This window comes from Lichenibacterium ramalinae (assembly GCF_004137085.1).
GTDB classification, from domain to species: Bacteria; Pseudomonadota; Alphaproteobacteria; order Rhizobiales; family Beijerinckiaceae; genus Lichenihabitans; species Lichenihabitans ramalinae.
In genome coordinates, this window is sequence record NZ_QYBC01000026.1 from 13,682 (window position 1) to 31,764 (window position 18,083).

Sequence of the window (18,083 nt, forward strand, 5' to 3'; positions counted from 1 at the left end):
TTCCTTTACTCCGCCTACAGTGACCCAGCGCGCATCGTCGCCCGCACCCCAGCGACCACGGCTTCGGCGGCCACCGGCGCCATGGATTGCATGTCGACGCCGACATCGATCCGGAATGCATCCTGGTGCGGTAGCCTGGAATTGCTCGGCGTCCCGTGGACGTGGCCATGGCACATAATACTCGTCACCGTTGCAGGTTGGCCCGAGACATGGTGCTGCCCGTTGTACGACGACCCTGGCCAAGACAGCATAGGGTAGTGGCACAGGACGAGTTTAACCCCATCCACGCGCTGAGACGCCATGTCGTGCACGCTGGCCCAAGCGCACCTCTTCACGTCATCGCCATCGTGGTTGCCGACGATCAGGTGCTTCGACCCGTTCAAGCGGCGGAACACCCGCTCGGCCGTCCCTTTCGGGCCGAGCGCGAAATCGCCCAGGTGCCACACCGTGTCTTTGCGGCCGACGACCGAGTTCCAGATCGAGATCAGGCCCTCGTCCATCGCGGCCACGTCGGCGAAGGGCCGGTCGCACATCGCAAGTACGCCAGCATGTCCGAAATGGGTGTCGCTCGTCAGGTAGATCGTCACGGTGTCAGATCCTGATAACGGCCACGGCGGCCTGCGCGGGTCGTGGTGTTTCCGGCCGCCGTCCGCTCGGGCGCCGGTCGCGGGCCGTCCACAACCGCACGCACCTCCGCCGCATCGAGGAAGCGCTGCTCCTGGAGGACGCCGGCCAGCCGCACCACCGCCTCCCTGCTCTCCGCGACGAGCGCCGTCGCCCTGGCATGGGCAGCTCTGAGTATCGCCTCCACCGCCGCCTCGATCCCCGGGTCGCTCAGGGCGTTGGCTACGGTATGCGCCCTCAGAGTCTCGCCCATGCCCCACATCGCCTGGGCCGAGGCGGCGAGGTTCGTGGCCTGGTGCAGGTCGATCTGCACAGTGGATCCGTGATCGCCGAGCAGCATGACCTCGGCCGCCATCGCCGCGAGCAAGACCGTCAGTTGCCTCTCGACGCCATCGCGCGTCGACAAGGGAAACGAGCGCGTGCACATTTCGCCTTCGTCGACGTCGAGATGGACGAGCGTGTGCGGGTCGGTCTGCAGGAGAGCCACCGCGTGACCGGCCTCGTGGATCGCAACTCGCCTATCGACCTCCGCCATACCCGGCCTTTGCAATCTCTCGATGCGCCGAGCCGTTAAAACGCTCACCAGATCACCTGGAGTGACGCGCCTCGCGTAGGTACGCCGCGCCAATCTCCTGGCATCACGCGAGGCCTGCTCGACCTCGGCCGGAGACATCCCCCGGCAAACTCTCGCCGCGCGGGCCAACTCCCCGTCGTCGATCACCGCATCGGGCCCGAGATGATGCCTGACGATGCCGACCATCGCCGCAGCGTCCGGGTAAGGCAGCACGACGTGACGATCGAGACGGCCAGGCCGCAACAGGGCCGGGTCGATCCGATCCGGGTGGTTCGTCGCCGCGACGACGATGATGCCGTTGCGCGGTACGGCCCCGTCGAGGAAAGCGAGCCAGGCATTGATGATGCTGCCATACCAAGAGTCATTCTGCGCGTTCAAACCTCTCACGCCCATTGTGTCGATCTCGTCGACAAACAGGACGAACGGGCCTTCCTTCGCTTTCTTGCGCCACGTGTCGAAGAATTTGGTCAGGCCCTTGGACATGCTGTCGCCGATGCTGCCACCCGCCGACGACCACTCCGTGTATGTCGTCGTGACCAGATCGACGCCGGCCTCCATCGCGAAGGCGCGGGCGAACGTGGTCTTGCCCGAGCCGGGCGGGCCGGAAATGAGGATGCCCCTGTCAACCTCGCTCCACGCCAACTGCCCGGCCGCATAGGCCCGCACGTCGACGGCGGCTTGCTTCCCCCATTCCCCGGCCGCGCCGAAGCCGGTCATCTCCGACAGGCGCTTGACCACGCCACTCGCGGCCCGACCCAGGGGCGCGGGCTCGTCGAGGCGACGCATCTCGTCCTCGACGGACTCGCGCTCGTCGTCGCGGGCCTTCGAAACGAGCTTGTATAATCGGCTGGCGCAGGTGATCGCGGTGCTGCCCTTGGCGATGCAGGCAACCGCATCCGAGAAACACACCGGAGGCCAATGGTCCTCAAGCTCGACGTGCTCGCCCGTGACCATGCGGATCGCCGCTTCCAGTCCTTCGGGGTGGTAGCGGTCCAGCAGCGGGACATATCGATCGGCGGTCACGGCGGCCTGCGCGGGGTGCACGTCGGAGATCTCGCCGACAATGACGACCGCCGGACGGCCCGTGTCCGACGCATCCTGCCGCCAGCCCGCGTGCCGCTTGCACTCGCGGACGATGACGACCGCCTCCTCGACGGGCACGTCGGGCCACCCCGAGGGGATGCGGCGACCGGAGTCGAGGACGGCCAGGATCAGGGACTCGATCGCCTCGCGCATGGGAGCCGCCATCGACGTGATGATCGTCACGCCCGCCATCAGTTCCTCAACCGAGATCTCCGCGTCGTCGAGCGCCACGGCGGCGAGGCACAGTGAGGGCCTGAGCAACTTTTCGTTGCGTTCTGTGGCGGCCATCAATGCGGGGACCCAGGCGCTCATATCGCTCTCCGTCGATTGTCGAGCGATAGATTGGCATGGAACGATTCAAGAACGGTTTCGGGCTTCGAACACGAACGCTTAATTCGACTCAACCAAAAATTTATATTGGTCGACTTGTAACCAAATCATTGTCGCTGGCTAGTGCCGGCCGGATCATCACTCCAACGCAGGAGTGGAGATCGGGCAATGGACGGTTCGGAGGCAAGGTCGGGCGACCACAACGACGCCGAGATCGACATCATCTCGCTCGCGATGGGTTGGGCCTGCCTCGGCCTGACGAGCGGCGTCCTCGCCGAGGGCCGGCTCAACGGCGCGCTCGACATCTCATGGGTGACCGTCGTGCTGCCGGTCCTGCTGCCGCTCTCCATGGCGATGGCGTACGCGACCGTGCTCACGCTGCGTGACCTCAGGGCGGCCCGCGCATGAGCATCACCGTGCAGCCCATTGAGACGGACGGCGCCCTCACGAAGGACGAGCGCGACCTGATCGCCGACGCACAGGCGGACGTTCTCGCCACGTTCCTTCGCCATCCGCTCGACCTCAATGGCGACATCGCGGTCCTCTCGGCCGTGGTCGGCTATCACCAACGCCGCCCGGACGACCGTCGACATGCTCCGCTACCGCGAGGGACTCGGCGAAGAGCCTGCCCCGGCAGCCTTGCTGGACTGGCGCGAGAGGGGCACCGACGAGGAACTGCTCGACATCGCCCGCGTCCTCGGGTGCGAAGAGCGGATCAGGGATGACCTCGACCACGTACCGCCCCGCGGCATGTGCTGGCGGTACTGACGCCGCGCAAATCGTTTGCCCTATTCGGGTAGCAGATCGACCATCCAACGTGCCCCATCGTGGGGCCAGGAGTTATTCATGTCCGAACGATCGCTCCGCATGCTGCCCGGTACCTCGCCCGATATGGTCATCGCCGCGTTCAACGCCCTGGCCGATCGCGTGGACGCCCTGGAGGCCAATGGCGAGGCCCACGAGGGCGGCGGGTCACTTCCTCTCACCCCCGAAGACGTCCGCCACGCAGCCGAGCACGCGGCGCACGAAACCCGTACCGCCTGCCCCGACTTCACCGCGCCTTGGACGCTGCACCTCGCGCCGGGATGCATCGCGGAGAACACCGAGAGCGGCAATCGTTTCGCCGTCGAGGCGACCGCGATCGTGCTGCGGGACCAGGTGAAGACCCAAGTGCTCAACCAAGCACTGGAGATGATCGACCCGGACGCGAAGGCGCGATGGGAGCCCGACCTCTATCGCACCCGCGAAGTCCGCAACGCGGTGGCCAACCTGCAACGCGTGCTCGGAATGGCCGAGAATGGTCTTGTGGATCGGCACACGGTCGACGCCGTGTTGCTCCTCGCTGAACTCGCCAAGCGTTGACGCCCTCGTCCCAGCCGGCGGTGGCCACTCAGTAACACCGGCAGTCCGCACGGCGCTCCATCAAGGCGCCAGGTGCGGGCAGAGCGCGACACTCAGGGGCCCGGAGACCACGGCCATGGTCCGGGCCCTTTCCGAAAACACCCAGAATATTGGCCATTCCGGCCCGATCCGCCCCGAATACCCAACTCTGGGTGTTCCGCCGGGAGCAGGGTATAAATAAGCGCCGAACTTTGACCCCGCTCCTTACCCAAGCCAAGCCGCTGTAATAGTAGAAGAAAACCATGTTGGGATGGGGTTACGATCGGCGCAGATCGTGACCCCATTTTAAAAGGCGAATCTACGAGCTTTTACAGAAGGTTGAACGTGGAACTGAGAGGGGTCAAAGTTCGGCGCTTATTTACAGTGGACGGCGTGTTCCGCACCCGGGGCCATCCCGACACCCACACGGCGTTCGCGTTCCAGGACGTCGACGAGGTCCGCGACCCCCTGGGCGGCATCCTGGCGACCACCATGATGGAGGCAGACTGACATGAAATCTTACCCGTACCTCGTGCTCGGCGAGACCAAGCACGAGTTCTTTCACGACGCTCTCACGAACACGTGGTGGGTGGAGGCGACCAGCACGGCGTGGGCCGTCGAAAGCGACGGCTCGAAGGGGGTGGCGCTCCGGGAGAGTCGGGGCACTCGGTCTGCCGACATCCGCCAGGCGATCGCCGAGGCAACCGACGCCGCCGTCAAGGCGAGGGCCACTGCGCTCCTCGCGGGTCCGTGGGCCGATGATTACCGTCAGATCATCGCCGACCCCACCCTGGTCGACGCGGCGGAGAAGACAGTATGAGGCCGCCTTCCAGCATCCGTCCGATCCCCATCGTGGTCCAGGCCTTCAGCACGTCAGCCGATCGGGCCGCACATGAGTTCGTGACGTCGACCACGAACCTCACCCCCGAGGAGCGCCGGAGGTCGACCGCGTACAACGGCAGAACCTCGCCCGGGCCCGTGAGGACCTCGCAGCCGCCGTCCGGGCCCAGGACCGTAACCGGCACTTCCAGGGAAAGAAGGAAAGCCCCGCGGTCTTCGCGGCCTACGACGCGGTGCGCGCGGCCGAGATGGCTATCGCGCGGCTGGAGAAGCAAAGGAGGGCGGCATGAAGGGGACACGCTGGACAAAACAGGATGTTGCGACGCTGACCCGCATGCACTCCGAGGGACGTACCGACATCAAGATCGGCGCGGCCATTGGCCGGATGAATAAGGCTGTCCATGCCCAGATCCATCGCCTCAAGGCTCACGGGGACGGCGAGGAGATCGAGAGCCACAAGCGGCGCTCGACGTGGACGCCGGCGAACATCGCCGAGGCTCATCGCCTTATAGCCGAGGGACAGACGCAGATGCAGGTCGCACGTCGTCTCGGCACGACCGAGTAATATGTGCGCAAAATGCTGGCCACCGCCGCCGACTCGGTGCCGGACGAGCCCGTGTCCGTCACCCGCATGGGACCCCGGCAGGTCTTCCGCGAACTGGAACAGGCCCGGGCGTCGATAACCTGGGCCGAGCGCAGGTACGCGGAGATGATGGCACCCGCCTACCAGGCGCTCGGGGATGCTCTCGATGTCGTCCACCAGATGTCCTCGCCCCAGCGCGATGCCGCGGCGGACATCTGCGCTTCACTGAGGGATCGCGGCTTCACGATGGTCGAGGCGTCGCGGGCCTGAGGAACAAGGAATGTTGCCGGTTGGCGAAATTGGATGTCCTTGAGCCCGAATGTTGCCGATCGGCGGCAGCGCCCTGACCACTCCCTACCGAATCATTTGTCGAATGCGACATGCCGCCTGACCCTGATCGTGCCCCGTGAGGCCAGCAGGGACGCCAACTGATGAGCAAGCACAGGACCCACAAGTTCGAGGATAACATCCGCCGGAATGTCCTCGCCGAGCAGCCGACCGCGCCGTCCGAAGTCGTGAAGGGCGAGGTCCGTCACCGGCTAGGACAGGAAGCCTTGAAAATGCGTCGGAACGGCGTGCCGCTGGCCATTGTCTCTACGGTCATCGGGTACAGCCGGACCTACCTGCATAGCGTCATCCTGGCAGTCGCGGAGCGACGCGCCGACCTCGCAACGAAATTCGTTCCACCGCTTGAAGCTTGGCTCGCCACCGACGCCGCGCACGAGCCCGCGCCGGAGCCCGAGGTGGCCTTCGAGCCCAGGGTCCGCTCGATTAGCTTCGAGGTGAAGAGCGAGTCAGAACCGACGGTCGCGGAACTGAAGGCTCGCATTAAGGCGCTCATGGATGAGGGTGAGGACAACGACGCCCCCCGGCGGAAGGTCAAGGCCAAGGACGAGAACGACGACGGTGAAGGACCCCGACCGGTGTACGCCTTGACGCCCCACACCCACTATGTCGTCCGTGATGCCGAGTTCGTGGTTGTCGACCATATGCACTGGCTCAAGCCGGGCGCCCAGGTCAGCTTCATGGCGGGCGGGTTGTTCGGACCCCGCCCGGTCCGTCGAACGGTGCTCTCGATTCAGGGAATGTATAGGTCCCGATGCCTGTCCCTGCAGGTCGGGGAGCCGGACCGGACATGACGGATGTGATGGACGGCCGCCTCCACCTCGTCGACGACCTTCTCGCCGCCGGCTTCGCGCTTTCGGACCTGCGGGCTGAGGAGCGGGCCGAGAAGGTCGTCGAGTACGTCTCAGGCGTGTGGATATCTCACCAGGCCTGGATGACCATTGGAAACGGCCTCGACCAAGCCGCGGCGACGCTTCTGCATCCCGGCGCGATCGTCTGTTTCCACTCCGCGATGCTGTGGCACCTTCTCGGGGACGATGACCCGCCGCGAGTATTCACCTCGGCGATCCCTGTTCCAGGCGTCGATTGGAACGAAGTCGACCGAACCGTTGGCGTGGACGTATTGGAGATCGCCGGCGTCACAGTGCGCGTCACCAGCGCCGCCCGGACTGTTGTCGACATGCTCCGGTTTCGAGAGGTCCTCTGCGAGGAGTCGGCCCGAGCCGCCCTGGTAGACTGGCGCGAGCGTGGTTCGGACGAGGACCTGCTCGACATCGCCCGCATCCTCGGGTGCGAAGAGCGGATCAAGGATGACCTTGAACACGTACCGCCGCTCGGCATGTGCTGGCGGTACTGACGCGGAGCAAATCATTGTCGCTGCCCGCTGACTAGCCGACTCTGACCCTGTGCCCGAACCGCCGACCAAGTCGAAACACACAGAATATTGGCTATTCCGGCCCGCCATGCCCCGAACACCCAAAATTTTGGGTGTTCCTCCGGGAGGTCGGGCCCTCACCCATCGTGGAGGACGAAATGCAGGACGACATGCGGTTGACGCTGCCGGCGAGCGGGCCGGAGCCGAAGGGTGCGCCGGCCGAGGTGCGCGTCATGCTGTGGGACGACGGATCGGAGGGAGGGCGAGGACGCTGCTACGTGTCGCTCTATGCCGAACCTGGGCACCCGTTGGTTATCGATCCCAGGGACTACGTGCCAAAGGCCCAGCCCGAGGACGAGCGCGTCATGATCCGCGCCGTATCGCCCGGGTGGCCGGGGCCCGACGACGACTCGGACACCTGGGTGCTCAACCCGAACGCTACGGGACACCGCGCACCGTTCTTCGCTGGCGACCTCGTGGTCGAGGCGAGCGGCTACAGGGGCATCCACCAGGTCGTCGCCGTCTCGGTGGACCCCGACGCCCCGACCCACCGTAGGCTCCGCCTCACGGTCAGGCGTACCGATGTGGTCGTCGACGCGGACGAGTTCTGACGGCTCCGATTATACCGCTCGTTATAATTTCGCGTCCAACCGCCCGAATTAGCCCGAGCGGTATAATTAGAGGCCCGCCCCGGAATATCGGCGATCGGCAACATCTCGACGTTTGGACCCGAATGTCGCCGCTCGGCGACATTTCGGCACCCGAGACCCGACTTCGCCGCTCGGCGAATTTTCACCTCCGGACCCCTGAAATTCGCCGAGCGGCGAAGTCGGCCCGGAACGCCACGGAACGGAATGCGGCCCGCTGCAGGGATGCCTCGGGCGGGCCTGACATAGGGAGCGAGGATCATGGACGAATTCGGCCCCTTCGCCCGCTGGCCCGACCCGCGGGCCTACGACCTCATCGCCGGGTACAACTGGGGACCTTTCCAGCGGGCGCTCCTGCTCGGCCAGGAGACCTGGGATCGAAGCGGGATGACGACGTCTCAGGCGCGGGCCCACGATACTGTGGTCGAGTGCCTGACCGAGCGCGGCTACGTGATTGCCCCCTCACCGGAGCACACCTCCGACGTCGTCACGATCAGCCTGCCCGGCCTCCCCGGCTACGATTCCAACCTGGATGCGATGATCGAGGCTTGGGGGATCCGGTCCGATCGCATCGTGCTCCTCCGCCTGGTCGGGCCTGTCGAGTACGTGGGCACACATCGGGTGCCCATCCTCCAGGGGACCACGTTCGGCGCGATCGAGGGCCAGACCGGCAAGCGGGCCATCGGCCTGCAGCGGGACGTGTACATCGTCGGCAGGATGGACGTGCGCGAGACGCCCGGGTTCGCACCGTATCGCAGCATCGGGGACCAGCGGTCCCGCGTCCGCACCACCCTTCGGCGGGCGCGCAACACGGCCCTGGTCGTCGACGAATGGATCCCGCACTGGGACGAACACGTGGCTGACCTGGCCCGCAAGGCGGAGGAGAAGCGCCTGGCCGAGGAACGGGCGCGGATCGAGGTCGAGCCGGTGGACGAGGACTTGGCAGCGTTCATGCCGTGACGGAACGGAACGGCCCGTGAAACACCGTCCCCGTGTCCCACTGTCCCCGGCACTGTCCCCGAACGCGAAACGGGCGACCCGTGGGCCGCCCGTTTTCGATGGTCAATAGAGGAAAAAGTGTGGTCGGAGTGATAGGATTCGAACCTACGACCCCCTCGTCCCGAACGAGGTGCGCTACCAGGCTGCGCTACACTCCGACACAACCGGGAACGCCGTCCCGGTGCGGCGTGTATAGCGGAGGCCCGGGCGCATCGCAAGCCCGCGAGCATGCGGGACGCGCGGTTTCGGCGCCCGAAGGAGAATCACGGCGCGCGGTAGGCGGAACCGTCCTCGGCGCGGGCCGGATGGTCGCGGTAGCGGCCCCGGGCGGGGCGGGCCACGGCGTCGAAGTCCCGGGCGAGAGCGTCGAGCGCGGCGCGCATCTCCGGGCCCTGCATGGCGCGGCCGTGCCCCGTGATGGCGAGGTCGGGGGCGAGATGGGCCAGGGCCTGCACCGAGGCCCGGGCCGCGTCCCAGTCCACCGTGTAGTAGCGCGGCGGCCCGTGCAGTTCGGGCGCCTGGACGGCCGTGGCATAGGCGGATTCCGCCGCCGTCGTCACCACGGCGTCGCCGGCGATCAGCGCGCGGTCGCCCTCGCGCCACAGCGACACGTGCCCGGCGGAATGGCCGGGCGTGTGAATCCAGCGCCAGCCGGGCAGGGGCGGCACACCCCCGTCCGCCGGCAAGGTCCGCAGGCGTGCCGACACGTCGACGGGCTTCGTCGGGTACAACGGCGACAGGGCCGCCATCAGGCCGCCGCCCACCGTCGGGTCGCCGGGCGGATAGGCGGCACGGCCGTCGAGGTAGGGGATCTCGTCGGCATGGGCGTAGACGGGCGCGTCCCAGGCCTCGGCGAGGTCCTCGAGCACGCCGACATGGTCGAAATGGCCGTGCGTCAACACGATGGCGGCGGGGCGGGCGCCGGGCCCGAACCGCGCCGCCGCGGCCGCCTCGATGAGGCGGCGCGTGCCGAACACCCCCGCGTCGACCAGCACCCAGCCGCGGTCGCCCGCGCCGGGCCGGCCGACGAACACGACGTTGGCGATGAGGGTGCGCAGATAGGCGATGTCGCCGGCGATCTCGCGGGTGCCGTCGTCGCCCGGCGCGTCGTCGACGCGGGCCCCCTCGTCGACCGGTTCCTGCTGGGCCATGGCGTTCCTCCTCCGAAGTCCCCCGTCAACGCGCCGCCGTCAGACGGGGTGCCGCGCGGGTTTCAGCGCCGCTTGCGCCGCAGTTGGTCGAAGTAGACGATCACGATGATCAGCCCGCCCGTGATGATGCGCTGCCAGAACGGGTTCACGGCGAGGAGGTTGGCGCCGTTGTTGATGGTGGTGAGGATGAAGGAGCCGAGCAGCGGCCCCTGGACGGAGCCGACGGCGCCGAAGAGGCTCGTGCCGCCGATCACCGAGGAGGCGATGGCCTGCAGCTCCCACCCCTCGCCCTGGGTGGCGTTGCCGATGCCGATCCGCGCCGCCAGCAGCACGCCCACCACGGCGGCGAGGCCGGCCGACACCATGTAGGCGAGGTAGATCATGCCCTTGACGTCGACGCCGGTGAGCCGCGCGGCTTCCGCGTTGGAGCCGATGGCGTAGAGGTAGCGACCCCAGCGCGTGTGCTGCAGCAGCACGTAGGCCGGCACCGCCACCAGGATCACCATCCAGAACAGCGATGGGATGCCGAGGAAGCTCGACAACGAGAAATCCGTGAAGGATCCCGGCAGGCCCGAGATCGTGGCGCCGTTGGTGACGAGAAGCCCGATGCCGCGCAGCGCCGTCAGGGTCGCCAGCGTCATGATGAAGGGCGGCAGCCCGAGCTGCACGATGCCGAAGCCGTGGAAGGCCCCGATGGCGACGCCCATCAGCACCGTCAGCGCCACGGCGCCGGCGATGCCGAAGCCGTGCACCATCATGAGCGACACGGCGACGCTCGACACGCCGACCACCGCCCCCACCGACAGGTCGATTCCGGCCGTGATGATGACGAAGGTCTGGCCGACCGCGATGATCGCCACCATGGCGCCCTGGCGCATCAGGTTGGACAGGTTGCGCTCGGTGAGGAACGTCTCGGTCGAGATCGACAGCGCGATCCACAGGACGAGCAGCAGGCCGAACAGCGTGAGGCTGAGCACGAGGCCCATGCGGGCCCCGCGCGGCGCCCGCGGCGAGGGCGGGGCGGCGGTCGAGAGCGGGTCCTGGGTCTGGACGGTCATGACGGAATCCTCGGAAGGGAGATCACGCGCCGATGGCCTCGGTGAGGACGGCTTCGGGGTCGGGCTTGGCGCCGGAATGGCTCGCCACCAGCCGGCCGCGGCGGAAGACGTGCAGCGTGTCGGCGAGGTCGTAGACTTCGGGAAGGTAGGACGAGATCAGGATGATGGCGGCGCCGCCCTGCAGCAGGCGGGCGAAGATGCGGTAGATCTCGGCCTTGGTGCCGACGTCGACCCCGACGGTGGGCTCGTCGAAGATGTAGAGCTTGGCGCCGTGGGCCAGCCACTTGCCCACGACGATCTTCTGCTGGTTGCCGCCGGACAGGCTGGACGCATTGGCGTCGCGCGACGCGGTCTTGATCTGCATGTCGCGGATCTGCCGGTCGGCGGCGGCGCGTTCCGCGCCCCGGTCGAGCAGGGCACCGCGCACGAGCCGGTCGTAGATGGCGAGGTTGACGTTCAGCCCGACGCCGAGGTTGAGGCACAGGCCCTGGTCGCGCCGGCTTTCGGGCACGAGCGCGATGCCGCGGCGGATCGCGTCGGCCTCGTTGCGGATCGCGACGGGCACGCCGTCGAGCACCATGCGGCCGCCCGTCCTGGCGTGGCGGCCGAAGACCGTCTGGACGAATTCGCTGCGGCCGGCCCCGATGAGGCCGTAGAGCCCCACCACCTCGCCGGCCCGGACCGTCATCGACACGTCGGAGAAGCCCGGCCCGGACAGGTTCTCGACGCGCAGCACCTCGGGGCCGAAGGCCACCGCCTCCTTGTAGTGGACCTGCGCCACCGAGCGGTTGATCATGCCCCGGATGAGGCTCGCCTCGTCGGTGTCGGCGACGCGCTGGGTCGACACGAGCGCGCCGTCGCGCAGGATCGAGACGCGGTCGGCGAGCTCGAAGACCTCCTCGAGCCGATGGCTGATGTACACCACCGTCACGCCCTCGGCCTTGAGCCGGCGGATGAGCGTGAAGAGCTGGGCGGCCTCCTGGCGCGTGAGGTATCCGGTCGGCTCGTCGAAGATGAGGAACCGGGTGCCGCGCGTCGCCGCGCGGGCCGTGGCGACGAGCTGCTGCTGGCCGATCGTCAGGTCCGACAGGGTCGCGTCGGCCCGCAGCTTGAACCCGAGGTCGTCGAGCACGGCCTGGCCGGCCCTGACCATGGCGCGGTGCCGCAGAAGGCCGAAGCGCGTCGTCTCGTCGCCGAGGAACAGGTTGGCGGCCACGCTGAGGTGGCGGCACAGCACCACCTCCTGGTGCACGGCGTTGATGCCGAGCGCCAGCGCCTCCTGGGGCGAGCCGAGCGGGACCGGGCGGCCCTCCCACAGCAGCTCGCCGCCGCTGCGGCGGTGCACGCCCGTCAGCAGCTTGATCAGCGTGGACTTGCCGGCGCCGTTCTCGCCCACGATGGCGTGGATTTCGCCGGGCGCGAAGTCGAGGTCGACGGCCTTCAGCGCATGGGTGGCGCCGAAGCGCTTGTCGAGCTTCTGCAGCGCCAGCACCGGAACCGCCGCGGCGGGCTCGGCCGGCGCGTCGGGGGAGGCCGCATCGATGAGGGCCGCGTCGGTCATGGGGCGGTCTCGCGGGAGGGCAGGGGCGAGACCGGCCCGGCGGGGCCGGGCCGGTGGTGTGGCGCGGGGCCCGGCGGGGCCGGGCCGGTGGTGTGGCGCAAGGCCCGGCGGGGCCGGGCCTGGTGGGGACCTCAGTTCAGCTTGGGGTCCAGCAGCTCCTGGCTGCGGGCCGAACCCATGTTGGCCTTGGTGATGACGTTGACGCCCGTGTCGACGTCGGCCGGGACCTTCTCGCCCTTGGAGGCGGCGAGGGCGGTCTTGATGCCGTCGTAGCCCATGCGGAACGGGTCCTGCACCACGAGGCCGTAGATGGCGCCGTCCTTGAGCAGGCCGACCAGCTTCGGGTCGGAGTCGAAGCCGATCAGCGTCAGCTTGTCGCCGAGCTTGTTCTCCGCCACCGCCTGGCTCGCGCCCTGCGCCATGATGAGGTTGGACGCGAAGACGCCGACGAGCTTGGGGTCGGCGGTGAGGATGTCGGTCATGATGTTGAGGCCGGTCGTGGCCTGGCCGTCCGCCACCTTGTCCTGGGTGAGCTTCAGGCCGGGATACTTCTTCAGCTCCTCCTTGAAGCCCTGGGCGCGCTGGTCGAGCGAGCCCACGCCCGGCAGCGAGGTGATGAGCGCCACGTCGCCCTCGGCCTTGCCGGTCTTGGCCTTGACGCCTTCGGCCAGAGCGTCGGCGGCGGCGCGCCCGCCCTGGACGTTGTCGGTCGTCAGGAAGGACGTGAAGGCCTTCGAATCGGCGCCGGAATCGATGCCGATGATCTTCACCGACTTGGCCGCCTCGGTGACGGGCTTGCCGAGCGCGGCGAACTGGGTCGGCGAGATGACCACGGCGGCCGGTTTGCCCGAGACGGCGTTCTCGAGGATCGTGATCTGGCCGTCGATGTCGGATTCCGACTGGGCGCCGAGTTCCGGGACCTTCACGCCGAGGTCCTTGCCGGCCTTGCGGGCGCCGGCCAGGACGATCTGCCAGTAGTTCGAGGTCGTGTCCTTGACGATGATCGGGATGGTGGTGTCGGCGGCGCGGGCCTGGGAGCCCGCCAGGGGCGCCAGGGCGGCGGACAGGATCAGGGCGGCGGCGAAAGCGGTCTTCATGGTGTCCTCCGGTGTGTGTCGATCGGCCGGGGCGCTCTCACGGCGCCCTCGACGGTGTCCGGGGCGCCCTCACGGCGCCCTGTTCGATGCCGGCGCCCTCACGGCGCCTCTTTCTGTGCGGGCGCTCTGCGGCGCCTTGGCGGGGTGGACCCCGCGGGACGGGGATCGGCCCGGTTCAGTGTCCGGCGGGGACCGGCGAGGCGGGGTCGAGCAGGCCGTCGCGGGCCAGCGCGGCCCAGAATTCGGCCGGGATCGACCGCTCGAAATCCGCCACGTTGGCGCGCAGTTGCCCGGGCGACTGCGCGCCCGCCACGACGGACACGACGGCGGGATGGGCCAGCGGGAACTGCAGCGCCGCGGCCGTCAGGGGCACGGCGAAACGCGCGCAGGCGTCCCGCAGCGCCGTCACGCGCGCGACGACCTCGTGCGGCGCCGCCGCGTAGTCGAAGGTCGCGCCGCCGGCCAGGATGCCGGAATTGAAGGGGCCCGCCGCGACGACGGCGGTGCCGGCCCGGGCGCAGGCGTCGAGCAGCGGCAGTGCCCGCTGTTCCAGCAGCGTGTGGCGGCCCGCCAGCAGCACGGCGTCGAGCTCCGCCTCGTTCAAGGCGTCGGCGACGACGGCGGCCTCGTTGACGCCGAGCCCGATGCCGCCGACGCGGCCCTCGCGCCGCAGCCGTTCCAGCGCCCGGAACCCGCCGCCGCGGGTCAGCGCCTCCCAATGCAGGTCGTGCGCCGCGCCATGGGTGTAGCGGCCGATGTCGTGGACGTAGAGGAGGTCGACCCGCGGGATGCCGAGCCGCTGCTGGCTGTCCTCGAAGGACCGCAGGATGGCGTCGTGGCCGTAATCGTAGCGGGCCGGGAAGGGCAGGGGCGCCACATAGCCGAACTCCTCGGCCGCCACCGCCTCGGCCGGCACCATCAGGCGCCCGACCTTGGTGCTCACCCGGTAGGCGGTGCGCTCCCGCTCGGCGAGATAGACGCCGACGCGGCGCTCCGAGCGCGTGTAGCCGTAGTAGGGGGCGGTGTCGAAGTAGCGGATGCCGGCGTCCCAGGCGGCGTCGAGGACAGCGACGGCGGTGTCGAGCGGCATGGGCTGGAACAGGCCGCCGATCTGCGCGCAGCCGAGGCCGAGGGCCGTGACGGCCAGGCCCCCGCGCGGCAGCGCGCGAAGCGTCGACGCCTTCAGCGGCTCGCATGCCGGCACCGCAGCGCCCATCCCGACCTCCCGCAGCCGCTCGCCATGTGGTCTGGCCAATACGACGACCGCAGGCTGGATCAATCGCCAACGGCTGTCAAGGCGGGGCGGGTTGACCTGTCGCCGGCCCCGGCGCCATCATCGGCACCAAGGTCCGGTCAGGCCAATATCGGGGGAAACGGCATGGGCAGGGCGCGCGACGGCGGGGAAGTGCGCCGCCTCTACCAGGATGTGGCGGACGAGATCCGCGCCCTGATCCGCGCCGGGCAGTTCCCGCCCCAGACCCGCCTTCCGGCCGAACGCGACCTCGCCCAGCAGCTGAACGTGTCGCGTCCTTCGCTGCGCGAAGCCTTGATCGCGCTCGAGATCGACGGCACGGTCGAGATCCGCATGGGCTCGGGCGTCTACGTGCTGGAGCCGACCGACCGCGGCCCCACCCTGACCCGCGCGCTCGGCGAAAGCCCGACGGAGTTGATGCAGGCCCGCGTCGCCGTGGAGGGCGCGGTGGCGCTGCTCGCCTGCGCCCGCGTGTCGCCGGCCTTCCTCGACCGGCTCGGCACGGTCGGCACCGCCATGCTGGGCGCGGTCGAGGCCGGGGTCGACCCCATGGCGCAGGACCGGGCCTTCCACATGGCGATCGCCGAACAGACCGGCAATTCCGTGCTGTCCCGCATCGTCGCCTCGCTGTTCGACGAACGTTACAGCCGCATCTCGGCCCGCCTGAGCTCGCGCTACGAGGACCGCCGGTCGTGGATGGCGGCCGCCGAGGAACATGCCGCCGTCCTGCGGGCGCTCGCGGCGCGCGACAGCCTCGCCGCCCAGGCCGCCATGACGCGGCACCTGCAGCTGTCGGCCGAGCGCTGGATCGACCCGTGACGGCCCCGCGCCGGCGGAACACGCCTTGCATGCGACCCGGCGCCGGCCGGGCCCGCCGGGCCCGGCGAAAGGATCCCGCGTCGCCCCATGCTCGCCCGTCTCGCCCCCGCCGCCCTCCACCCGCCCTTCGCCCGCTATGCCCACGGCGTCGCCGTGCCCGCCGGCGCCAGGACCGTCTTCTGCTCGGGCCAGCTCGGCATCGCGCCCGACGGCGCCGTGCCGGCCGACGTCGAGGGCCAGGCGGCGCTCTGCTTCGCCGCCATCGCCGCCATCCTGGCCGAAGCCGGCATGGGGCTCGCCGACCTCGTGCGCCTCAACGCCTATGTGACGCGGCGCCAGGACATGGCGGGCTACATGGCGGCGCGCGACCGGGCCCTGCCGGGCGATGCGCCGCCGCCCGCCTCGACGCTGATGATCGTCGGCGGCTTCACGCGGCCGGAGTTCCTCGTCGAGGTCGAGGCCGTCGCGGCCCGGCTGGATTGAGGGCGCGGATCATGGCGTTCCGCACCAAGTTCTGGGCCGAGATGACCTGGACGGACTTCCGCGAGGCCGACATGGCCTCGGCCATCGCGGTGCTGCCGGTGGCGGCCATCGAGCAGCATGGGCCGCATCTCCCGGTCGGCGTCGACACGTTCATCATGGAGGGTTACCTCGCCGCCGCCGTGGCGCGGCTGCCGGACGACCTTCCGGCGCTGGTGCTGCCCGTCCAGGCGGTGGCCAAGTCGAACGAGCACCTCGCCTTCCCCGGCACCCTCACCTTCTCGGCCGAGACCGTGATCCGGGCCTGGCGCGAGATCGGCGAAAGCGTGCACCGGGCGGGGGTGCGCAAGCTCGTCATCGTCAATTCCCACGGCGGCAACATCCCGCCGCTCGACATCGTGGCGCGCGAACTGCGGGTGCGGCTCGGCATGCTGGTGGTGGTGGCGAGCTGGAGCCGCTTCGGCTACCCGGCCGGCCTCTACGGGCCGGGGGAAGCCGTGCACGGCATCCACGGCGGCGAGGCCGAGACGTCGCTGATGCTGGCCTTCCGGCCCGAGCTCGTGCGCCGCGAGGCGGTGCGCAACTTCGTGCCCAACTCGGTCGCCATCGCCGAGGAGTTCACCTGGCTGCGCGTCACCCAGCCGGTCGGCTTCGGTTGGATGGCGCAGGACAATTCCGCCGAGGGCGCCATGGGCGATGCCGCGAGCGCCACGGCCGAGAAGGGCGTCGCCACCGCCGACAACGGCGCCGCCGCCTTCATCGCCCTGCTGCGGGACGTCCAGCGCTTCGACGTCGCCCGCCTGGCGCAGGGTCCGCTCGCCCCGGAGCCGTGAGGGCCGGCCATCGCGCGACTGCCGGGCTCGCCGTGCTGGCGCTTTGCGGTGCGGCGCTGTAGGGGCGGGCCGGGGACCGGGCGAAGAGCCGGGGCCTCGCCGCTCCCGTCCGGGCCGCGGCGGGGGGCGGCGATGGCGAGCAGATGAAGAGACCGACGGGCACGGCGACCGACGCCGCGCTGCCGCTCTATGCCGGCGTGAAGCAGTGGATCGCCGGGCGGATCCGCAGCGGCGAATGGCCCCCGCGCCACCGCATCCCTTCCGAGAGCGAACTCGTCGACGCCCTCAAGGTCAGCCGCATGACGGTCAACCGCGCGCTCCGCGAACTGTCGCTCGAAGGGCTGCTGGTGCGGATGCAGGGCCTCGGCTCCTTCGTGGCCGAGGACAAGCAGCCGCTCGACGTCTTCGAGGTGCGCGACATCGCCGAGGAGATCGTGGCGCGCGGCCGCGCCCATTCGGCGACGGTGGTGGGGCTGGAACGGGTGCAGGCCTCCGCCGACATCGCCGAATCGCTCGGCGTGGCGGTCGCCGCCGCGGTGTTCCGCTCGATCCTGGTGCACCGCGAGGACGGCGTCCCCGTCCAGCTCGAGACCCGGCACGTCAACCCGGCCGTGGCGCCGCACTACCTCGACCAGGACTTCGCCCGCGTCACCCCGAGCCAGGTGCTGACCGGCGTCGGGCGCTGGACCGAGGCCGAGCACCGCGTCGAGGCCGTGCTGCCGACCGCCTGGGAGAGCCGGCTGCTCGGCATCTCGCGGGCCGAGCCCTGCCTCCTCATCCGGCGCCGTACCTGGATCGGCGACAGCGTGGCCTCCAGCGTCCGCCTCGTCTTCCCGGGCGGGCGCTACAGGATCGAGAACCGGCAGCGCTCGCCGGCGACCTGACACTGCGGGCCACGTCTCGAGGCGGGGCGGCTTTGACCCACCGGTATATGACTAAATAAAAGGCATATTGGGTCCATAATGCACAAACAGTAAGCGCTAGATGTGCAACATAGCTCCGTCGATGGGCATTATGCTTCCATAGCGTTCATGCATCCAGCGGCATCGCCG

At 69.2% G+C, this 18,083-nt stretch carries 21 protein-coding genes and 1 tRNA gene; 14 read left to right on the plus strand and 8 right to left on the minus strand.

Annotated features, from left to right (window positions below; all coding sequences use genetic code 11):
• Positions 1-14: 14 nt before the first annotated feature.
• The gene (locus D3272_RS23605) at positions 15-587 is read right to left on the minus strand and encodes a metallophosphoesterase family protein (protein ID WP_207210301.1); all 573 of its coding nucleotides are present in this window, start codon (positions 585-587) and stop codon (positions 15-17) included.
• Positions 584-2,593 carry an AAA family ATPase gene (locus D3272_RS23610; protein WP_129221671.1) on the minus strand — a complete coding sequence of 670 codons (2,010 nt, stop codon included), beginning with the start codon at positions 2,591-2,593 and terminating at the stop codon, positions 584-586. Before D3272_RS23610 ends, D3272_RS23605 begins: the two co-directional genes overlap by 4 nt.
• 186 nt (positions 2,594-2,779) lie before the next feature.
• Here D3272_RS23610 and D3272_RS23615 point away from each other — a divergent pair, with 186 nt between their 5' ends.
• From D3272_RS23615 to D3272_RS23655, 10 genes are all read left to right on the plus strand, one after another.
• Positions 2,780-3,019, plus strand: a complete 240-nt coding sequence (locus D3272_RS23615) for a hypothetical protein (protein WP_129221672.1) — start codon at positions 2,780-2,782, stop codon at positions 3,017-3,019.
• Between the two features lie 183 nt (positions 3,020-3,202).
• Positions 3,203-3,379 carry a hypothetical protein gene (locus D3272_RS27520; RefSeq protein ID WP_165361502.1) on the plus strand — a complete coding sequence of 59 codons (177 nt, stop codon included), beginning with the start codon at positions 3,203-3,205 and terminating at the stop codon, positions 3,377-3,379.
• 78 nt (positions 3,380-3,457) lie between these two features.
• Positions 3,458-3,973 carry a hypothetical protein gene (locus D3272_RS23620; protein ID WP_129221673.1) on the plus strand — a complete coding sequence of 172 codons (516 nt, stop codon included), beginning with the start codon at positions 3,458-3,460 and terminating at the stop codon, positions 3,971-3,973.
• A gap of 529 nt (positions 3,974-4,502) precedes the next feature.
• On the plus strand, positions 4,503-4,811 hold the full coding sequence (locus D3272_RS23625) for a hypothetical protein (protein WP_129221674.1): 309 nt from the start codon (positions 4,503-4,505) through the stop codon (positions 4,809-4,811).
• Positions 4,812-5,117: 306 nt separating this feature from the next.
• Positions 5,118-5,396 (plus strand): helix-turn-helix domain-containing protein, encoded by a 279-nt coding sequence (locus D3272_RS23630; protein ID WP_129221675.1) that lies wholly within the window; start codon positions 5,118-5,120, stop codon positions 5,394-5,396.
• A 12-nt stretch (positions 5,397-5,408) separates the two neighbouring features.
• A complete protein-coding gene (locus D3272_RS23635; RefSeq protein ID WP_129221676.1) occupies positions 5,409-5,684 on the plus strand; it encodes a hypothetical protein in 276 nt (91 codons plus the stop codon).
• 161 nt (positions 5,685-5,845) lie between these two features.
• Positions 5,846-6,553, plus strand: coding sequence for a hypothetical protein (locus D3272_RS23640; RefSeq protein WP_129221677.1), 708 nt, complete (start codon positions 5,846-5,848; stop codon positions 6,551-6,553).
• Positions 6,550-7,116, plus strand: coding sequence for a type IV toxin-antitoxin system AbiEi family antitoxin domain-containing protein (locus D3272_RS23645; RefSeq protein WP_129221678.1), 567 nt, complete (start codon positions 6,550-6,552; stop codon positions 7,114-7,116). Before D3272_RS23640 ends, D3272_RS23645 begins: the two co-directional genes overlap by 4 nt.
• Before the next feature lie 176 nt (positions 7,117-7,292).
• Positions 7,293-7,745, plus strand: coding sequence for a hypothetical protein (locus D3272_RS23650; protein ID WP_129221679.1), 453 nt, complete (start codon positions 7,293-7,295; stop codon positions 7,743-7,745).
• Positions 7,746-8,042: 297 nt separating this feature from the next.
• Positions 8,043-8,741, plus strand: coding sequence for a hypothetical protein (locus D3272_RS23655; protein WP_129221680.1), 699 nt, complete (start codon positions 8,043-8,045; stop codon positions 8,739-8,741).
• Between the two features lie 120 nt (positions 8,742-8,861).
• On the opposite strand, the gene D3272_RS23660 is transcribed toward D3272_RS23655, so the two are convergent.
• The 6 genes from D3272_RS23660 to D3272_RS23685 form a co-directional block, all read right to left on the minus strand.
• Positions 8,862-8,938: transfer RNA gene (locus D3272_RS23660), tRNA-Pro, on the minus strand.
• A gap of 105 nt (positions 8,939-9,043) precedes the next feature.
• Entirely contained in the window at positions 9,044-9,931 is an 888-nt protein-coding gene (locus tag D3272_RS23665; RefSeq protein ID WP_129221681.1) for an MBL fold metallo-hydrolase, read from the minus strand.
• Positions 9,932-9,993: 62 nt separating this feature from the next.
• Positions 9,994-10,989 (minus strand): ABC transporter permease, encoded by a 996-nt coding sequence (locus D3272_RS23670; protein WP_129221682.1) that lies wholly within the window; start codon positions 10,987-10,989, stop codon positions 9,994-9,996.
• A gap of 22 nt (positions 10,990-11,011) precedes the next feature.
• Positions 11,012-12,550, minus strand: a complete 1,539-nt coding sequence (locus tag D3272_RS23675; protein ID WP_129221683.1) for a sugar ABC transporter ATP-binding protein — start codon at positions 12,548-12,550, stop codon at positions 11,012-11,014.
• 131 nt (positions 12,551-12,681) lie between these two features.
• Complete coding sequence (locus D3272_RS23680) at positions 12,682-13,647, minus strand: ABC transporter substrate-binding protein (protein WP_129221684.1); 966 nt, start codon at positions 13,645-13,647, stop codon at positions 12,682-12,684.
• Positions 13,648-13,822: 175 nt separating this feature from the next.
• The gene (locus tag D3272_RS23685; protein WP_129221685.1) at positions 13,823-14,863 is read right to left on the minus strand and encodes an aldo/keto reductase; all 1,041 of its coding nucleotides are present in this window, start codon (positions 14,861-14,863) and stop codon (positions 13,823-13,825) included.
• A 162-nt stretch (positions 14,864-15,025) separates the two neighbouring features.
• Between D3272_RS23685 and D3272_RS23690 the strand changes: the two genes are divergently transcribed.
• The 4 genes from D3272_RS23690 (at position 15,026) to hutC (ending at position 17,915) form a co-directional block, all read left to right on the plus strand.
• Positions 15,026-15,718, plus strand: a complete 693-nt coding sequence (locus tag D3272_RS23690) for a FadR/GntR family transcriptional regulator (protein ID WP_129221686.1) — start codon at positions 15,026-15,028, stop codon at positions 15,716-15,718.
• Positions 15,719-15,805: 87 nt separating this feature from the next.
• Positions 15,806-16,201, plus strand: a complete 396-nt coding sequence (locus D3272_RS23695) for a RidA family protein (protein ID WP_129221687.1) — start codon at positions 15,806-15,808, stop codon at positions 16,199-16,201.
• Positions 16,202-16,212: 11 nt separating this feature from the next.
• The gene (locus D3272_RS23700) at positions 16,213-17,031 is read left to right on the plus strand and encodes a creatininase family protein (protein WP_129221688.1); all 819 of its coding nucleotides are present in this window, start codon (positions 16,213-16,215) and stop codon (positions 17,029-17,031) included.
• A 143-nt stretch (positions 17,032-17,174) separates the two neighbouring features.
• Positions 17,175-17,915, plus strand: a complete 741-nt coding sequence (gene hutC, locus D3272_RS23705) for a histidine utilization transcriptional repressor HutC (protein WP_129221689.1) — start codon at positions 17,175-17,177, stop codon at positions 17,913-17,915.
• Positions 17,916-18,083 lie beyond the last annotated feature (168 nt).

Bases quoted from the DNA above. Each gene is read 5' to 3' on its own strand.
- D3272_RS23610 (WP_129221671.1), bottom strand. From the start codon at position 2,593: ATGAGCGCCTGGGTCCCCGCATTGATGGCCGCCACAGAACGCAACGAA.
- D3272_RS23615 (WP_129221672.1), top strand. From the start codon at position 2,780: ATGGACGGTTCGGAGGCAAGGTCGGGCGACCACAACGACGCCGAGATC.
- D3272_RS27520 (WP_165361502.1), top strand. From the start codon at position 3,203: ATGCTCCGCTACCGCGAGGGACTCGGCGAAGAGCCTGCCCCGGCAGCC.
- D3272_RS23620 (WP_129221673.1), top strand. From the start codon at position 3,458: ATGTCCGAACGATCGCTCCGCATGCTGCCCGGTACCTCGCCCGATATG.
- D3272_RS23625 (WP_129221674.1), top strand. From the start codon at position 4,503: ATGAAATCTTACCCGTACCTCGTGCTCGGCGAGACCAAGCACGAGTTC.
- D3272_RS23630 (WP_129221675.1), top strand. From the start codon at position 5,118: ATGAAGGGGACACGCTGGACAAAACAGGATGTTGCGACGCTGACCCGC.
- D3272_RS23635 (WP_129221676.1), top strand. From the start codon at position 5,409: ATGCTGGCCACCGCCGCCGACTCGGTGCCGGACGAGCCCGTGTCCGTC.
- D3272_RS23640 (WP_129221677.1), top strand. From the start codon at position 5,846: ATGAGCAAGCACAGGACCCACAAGTTCGAGGATAACATCCGCCGGAAT.
- D3272_RS23645 (WP_129221678.1), top strand. From the start codon at position 6,550: ATGACGGATGTGATGGACGGCCGCCTCCACCTCGTCGACGACCTTCTC.
- D3272_RS23650 (WP_129221679.1), top strand. From the start codon at position 7,293: ATGCAGGACGACATGCGGTTGACGCTGCCGGCGAGCGGGCCGGAGCCG.
- D3272_RS23655 (WP_129221680.1), top strand. From the start codon at position 8,043: ATGGACGAATTCGGCCCCTTCGCCCGCTGGCCCGACCCGCGGGCCTAC.
- D3272_RS23665 (WP_129221681.1), bottom strand. From the start codon at position 9,931: ATGGCCCAGCAGGAACCGGTCGACGAGGGGGCCCGCGTCGACGACGCG.
- D3272_RS23670 (WP_129221682.1), bottom strand. From the start codon at position 10,989: ATGACCGTCCAGACCCAGGACCCGCTCTCGACCGCCGCCCCGCCCTCG.
- D3272_RS23675 (WP_129221683.1), bottom strand. From the start codon at position 12,550: ATGACCGACGCGGCCCTCATCGATGCGGCCTCCCCCGACGCGCCGGCC.
- D3272_RS23680 (WP_129221684.1), bottom strand. From the start codon at position 13,647: ATGAAGACCGCTTTCGCCGCCGCCCTGATCCTGTCCGCCGCCCTGGCG.
- D3272_RS23685 (WP_129221685.1), bottom strand. From the start codon at position 14,863: ATGGGCGCTGCGGTGCCGGCATGCGAGCCGCTGAAGGCGTCGACGCTT.
- D3272_RS23690 (WP_129221686.1), top strand. From the start codon at position 15,026: ATGGGCAGGGCGCGCGACGGCGGGGAAGTGCGCCGCCTCTACCAGGAT.
- D3272_RS23695 (WP_129221687.1), top strand. From the start codon at position 15,806: ATGCTCGCCCGTCTCGCCCCCGCCGCCCTCCACCCGCCCTTCGCCCGC.
- D3272_RS23700 (WP_129221688.1), top strand. From the start codon at position 16,213: ATGGCGTTCCGCACCAAGTTCTGGGCCGAGATGACCTGGACGGACTTC.
- hutC (WP_129221689.1), top strand. From the start codon at position 17,175: ATGAAGAGACCGACGGGCACGGCGACCGACGCCGCGCTGCCGCTCTAT.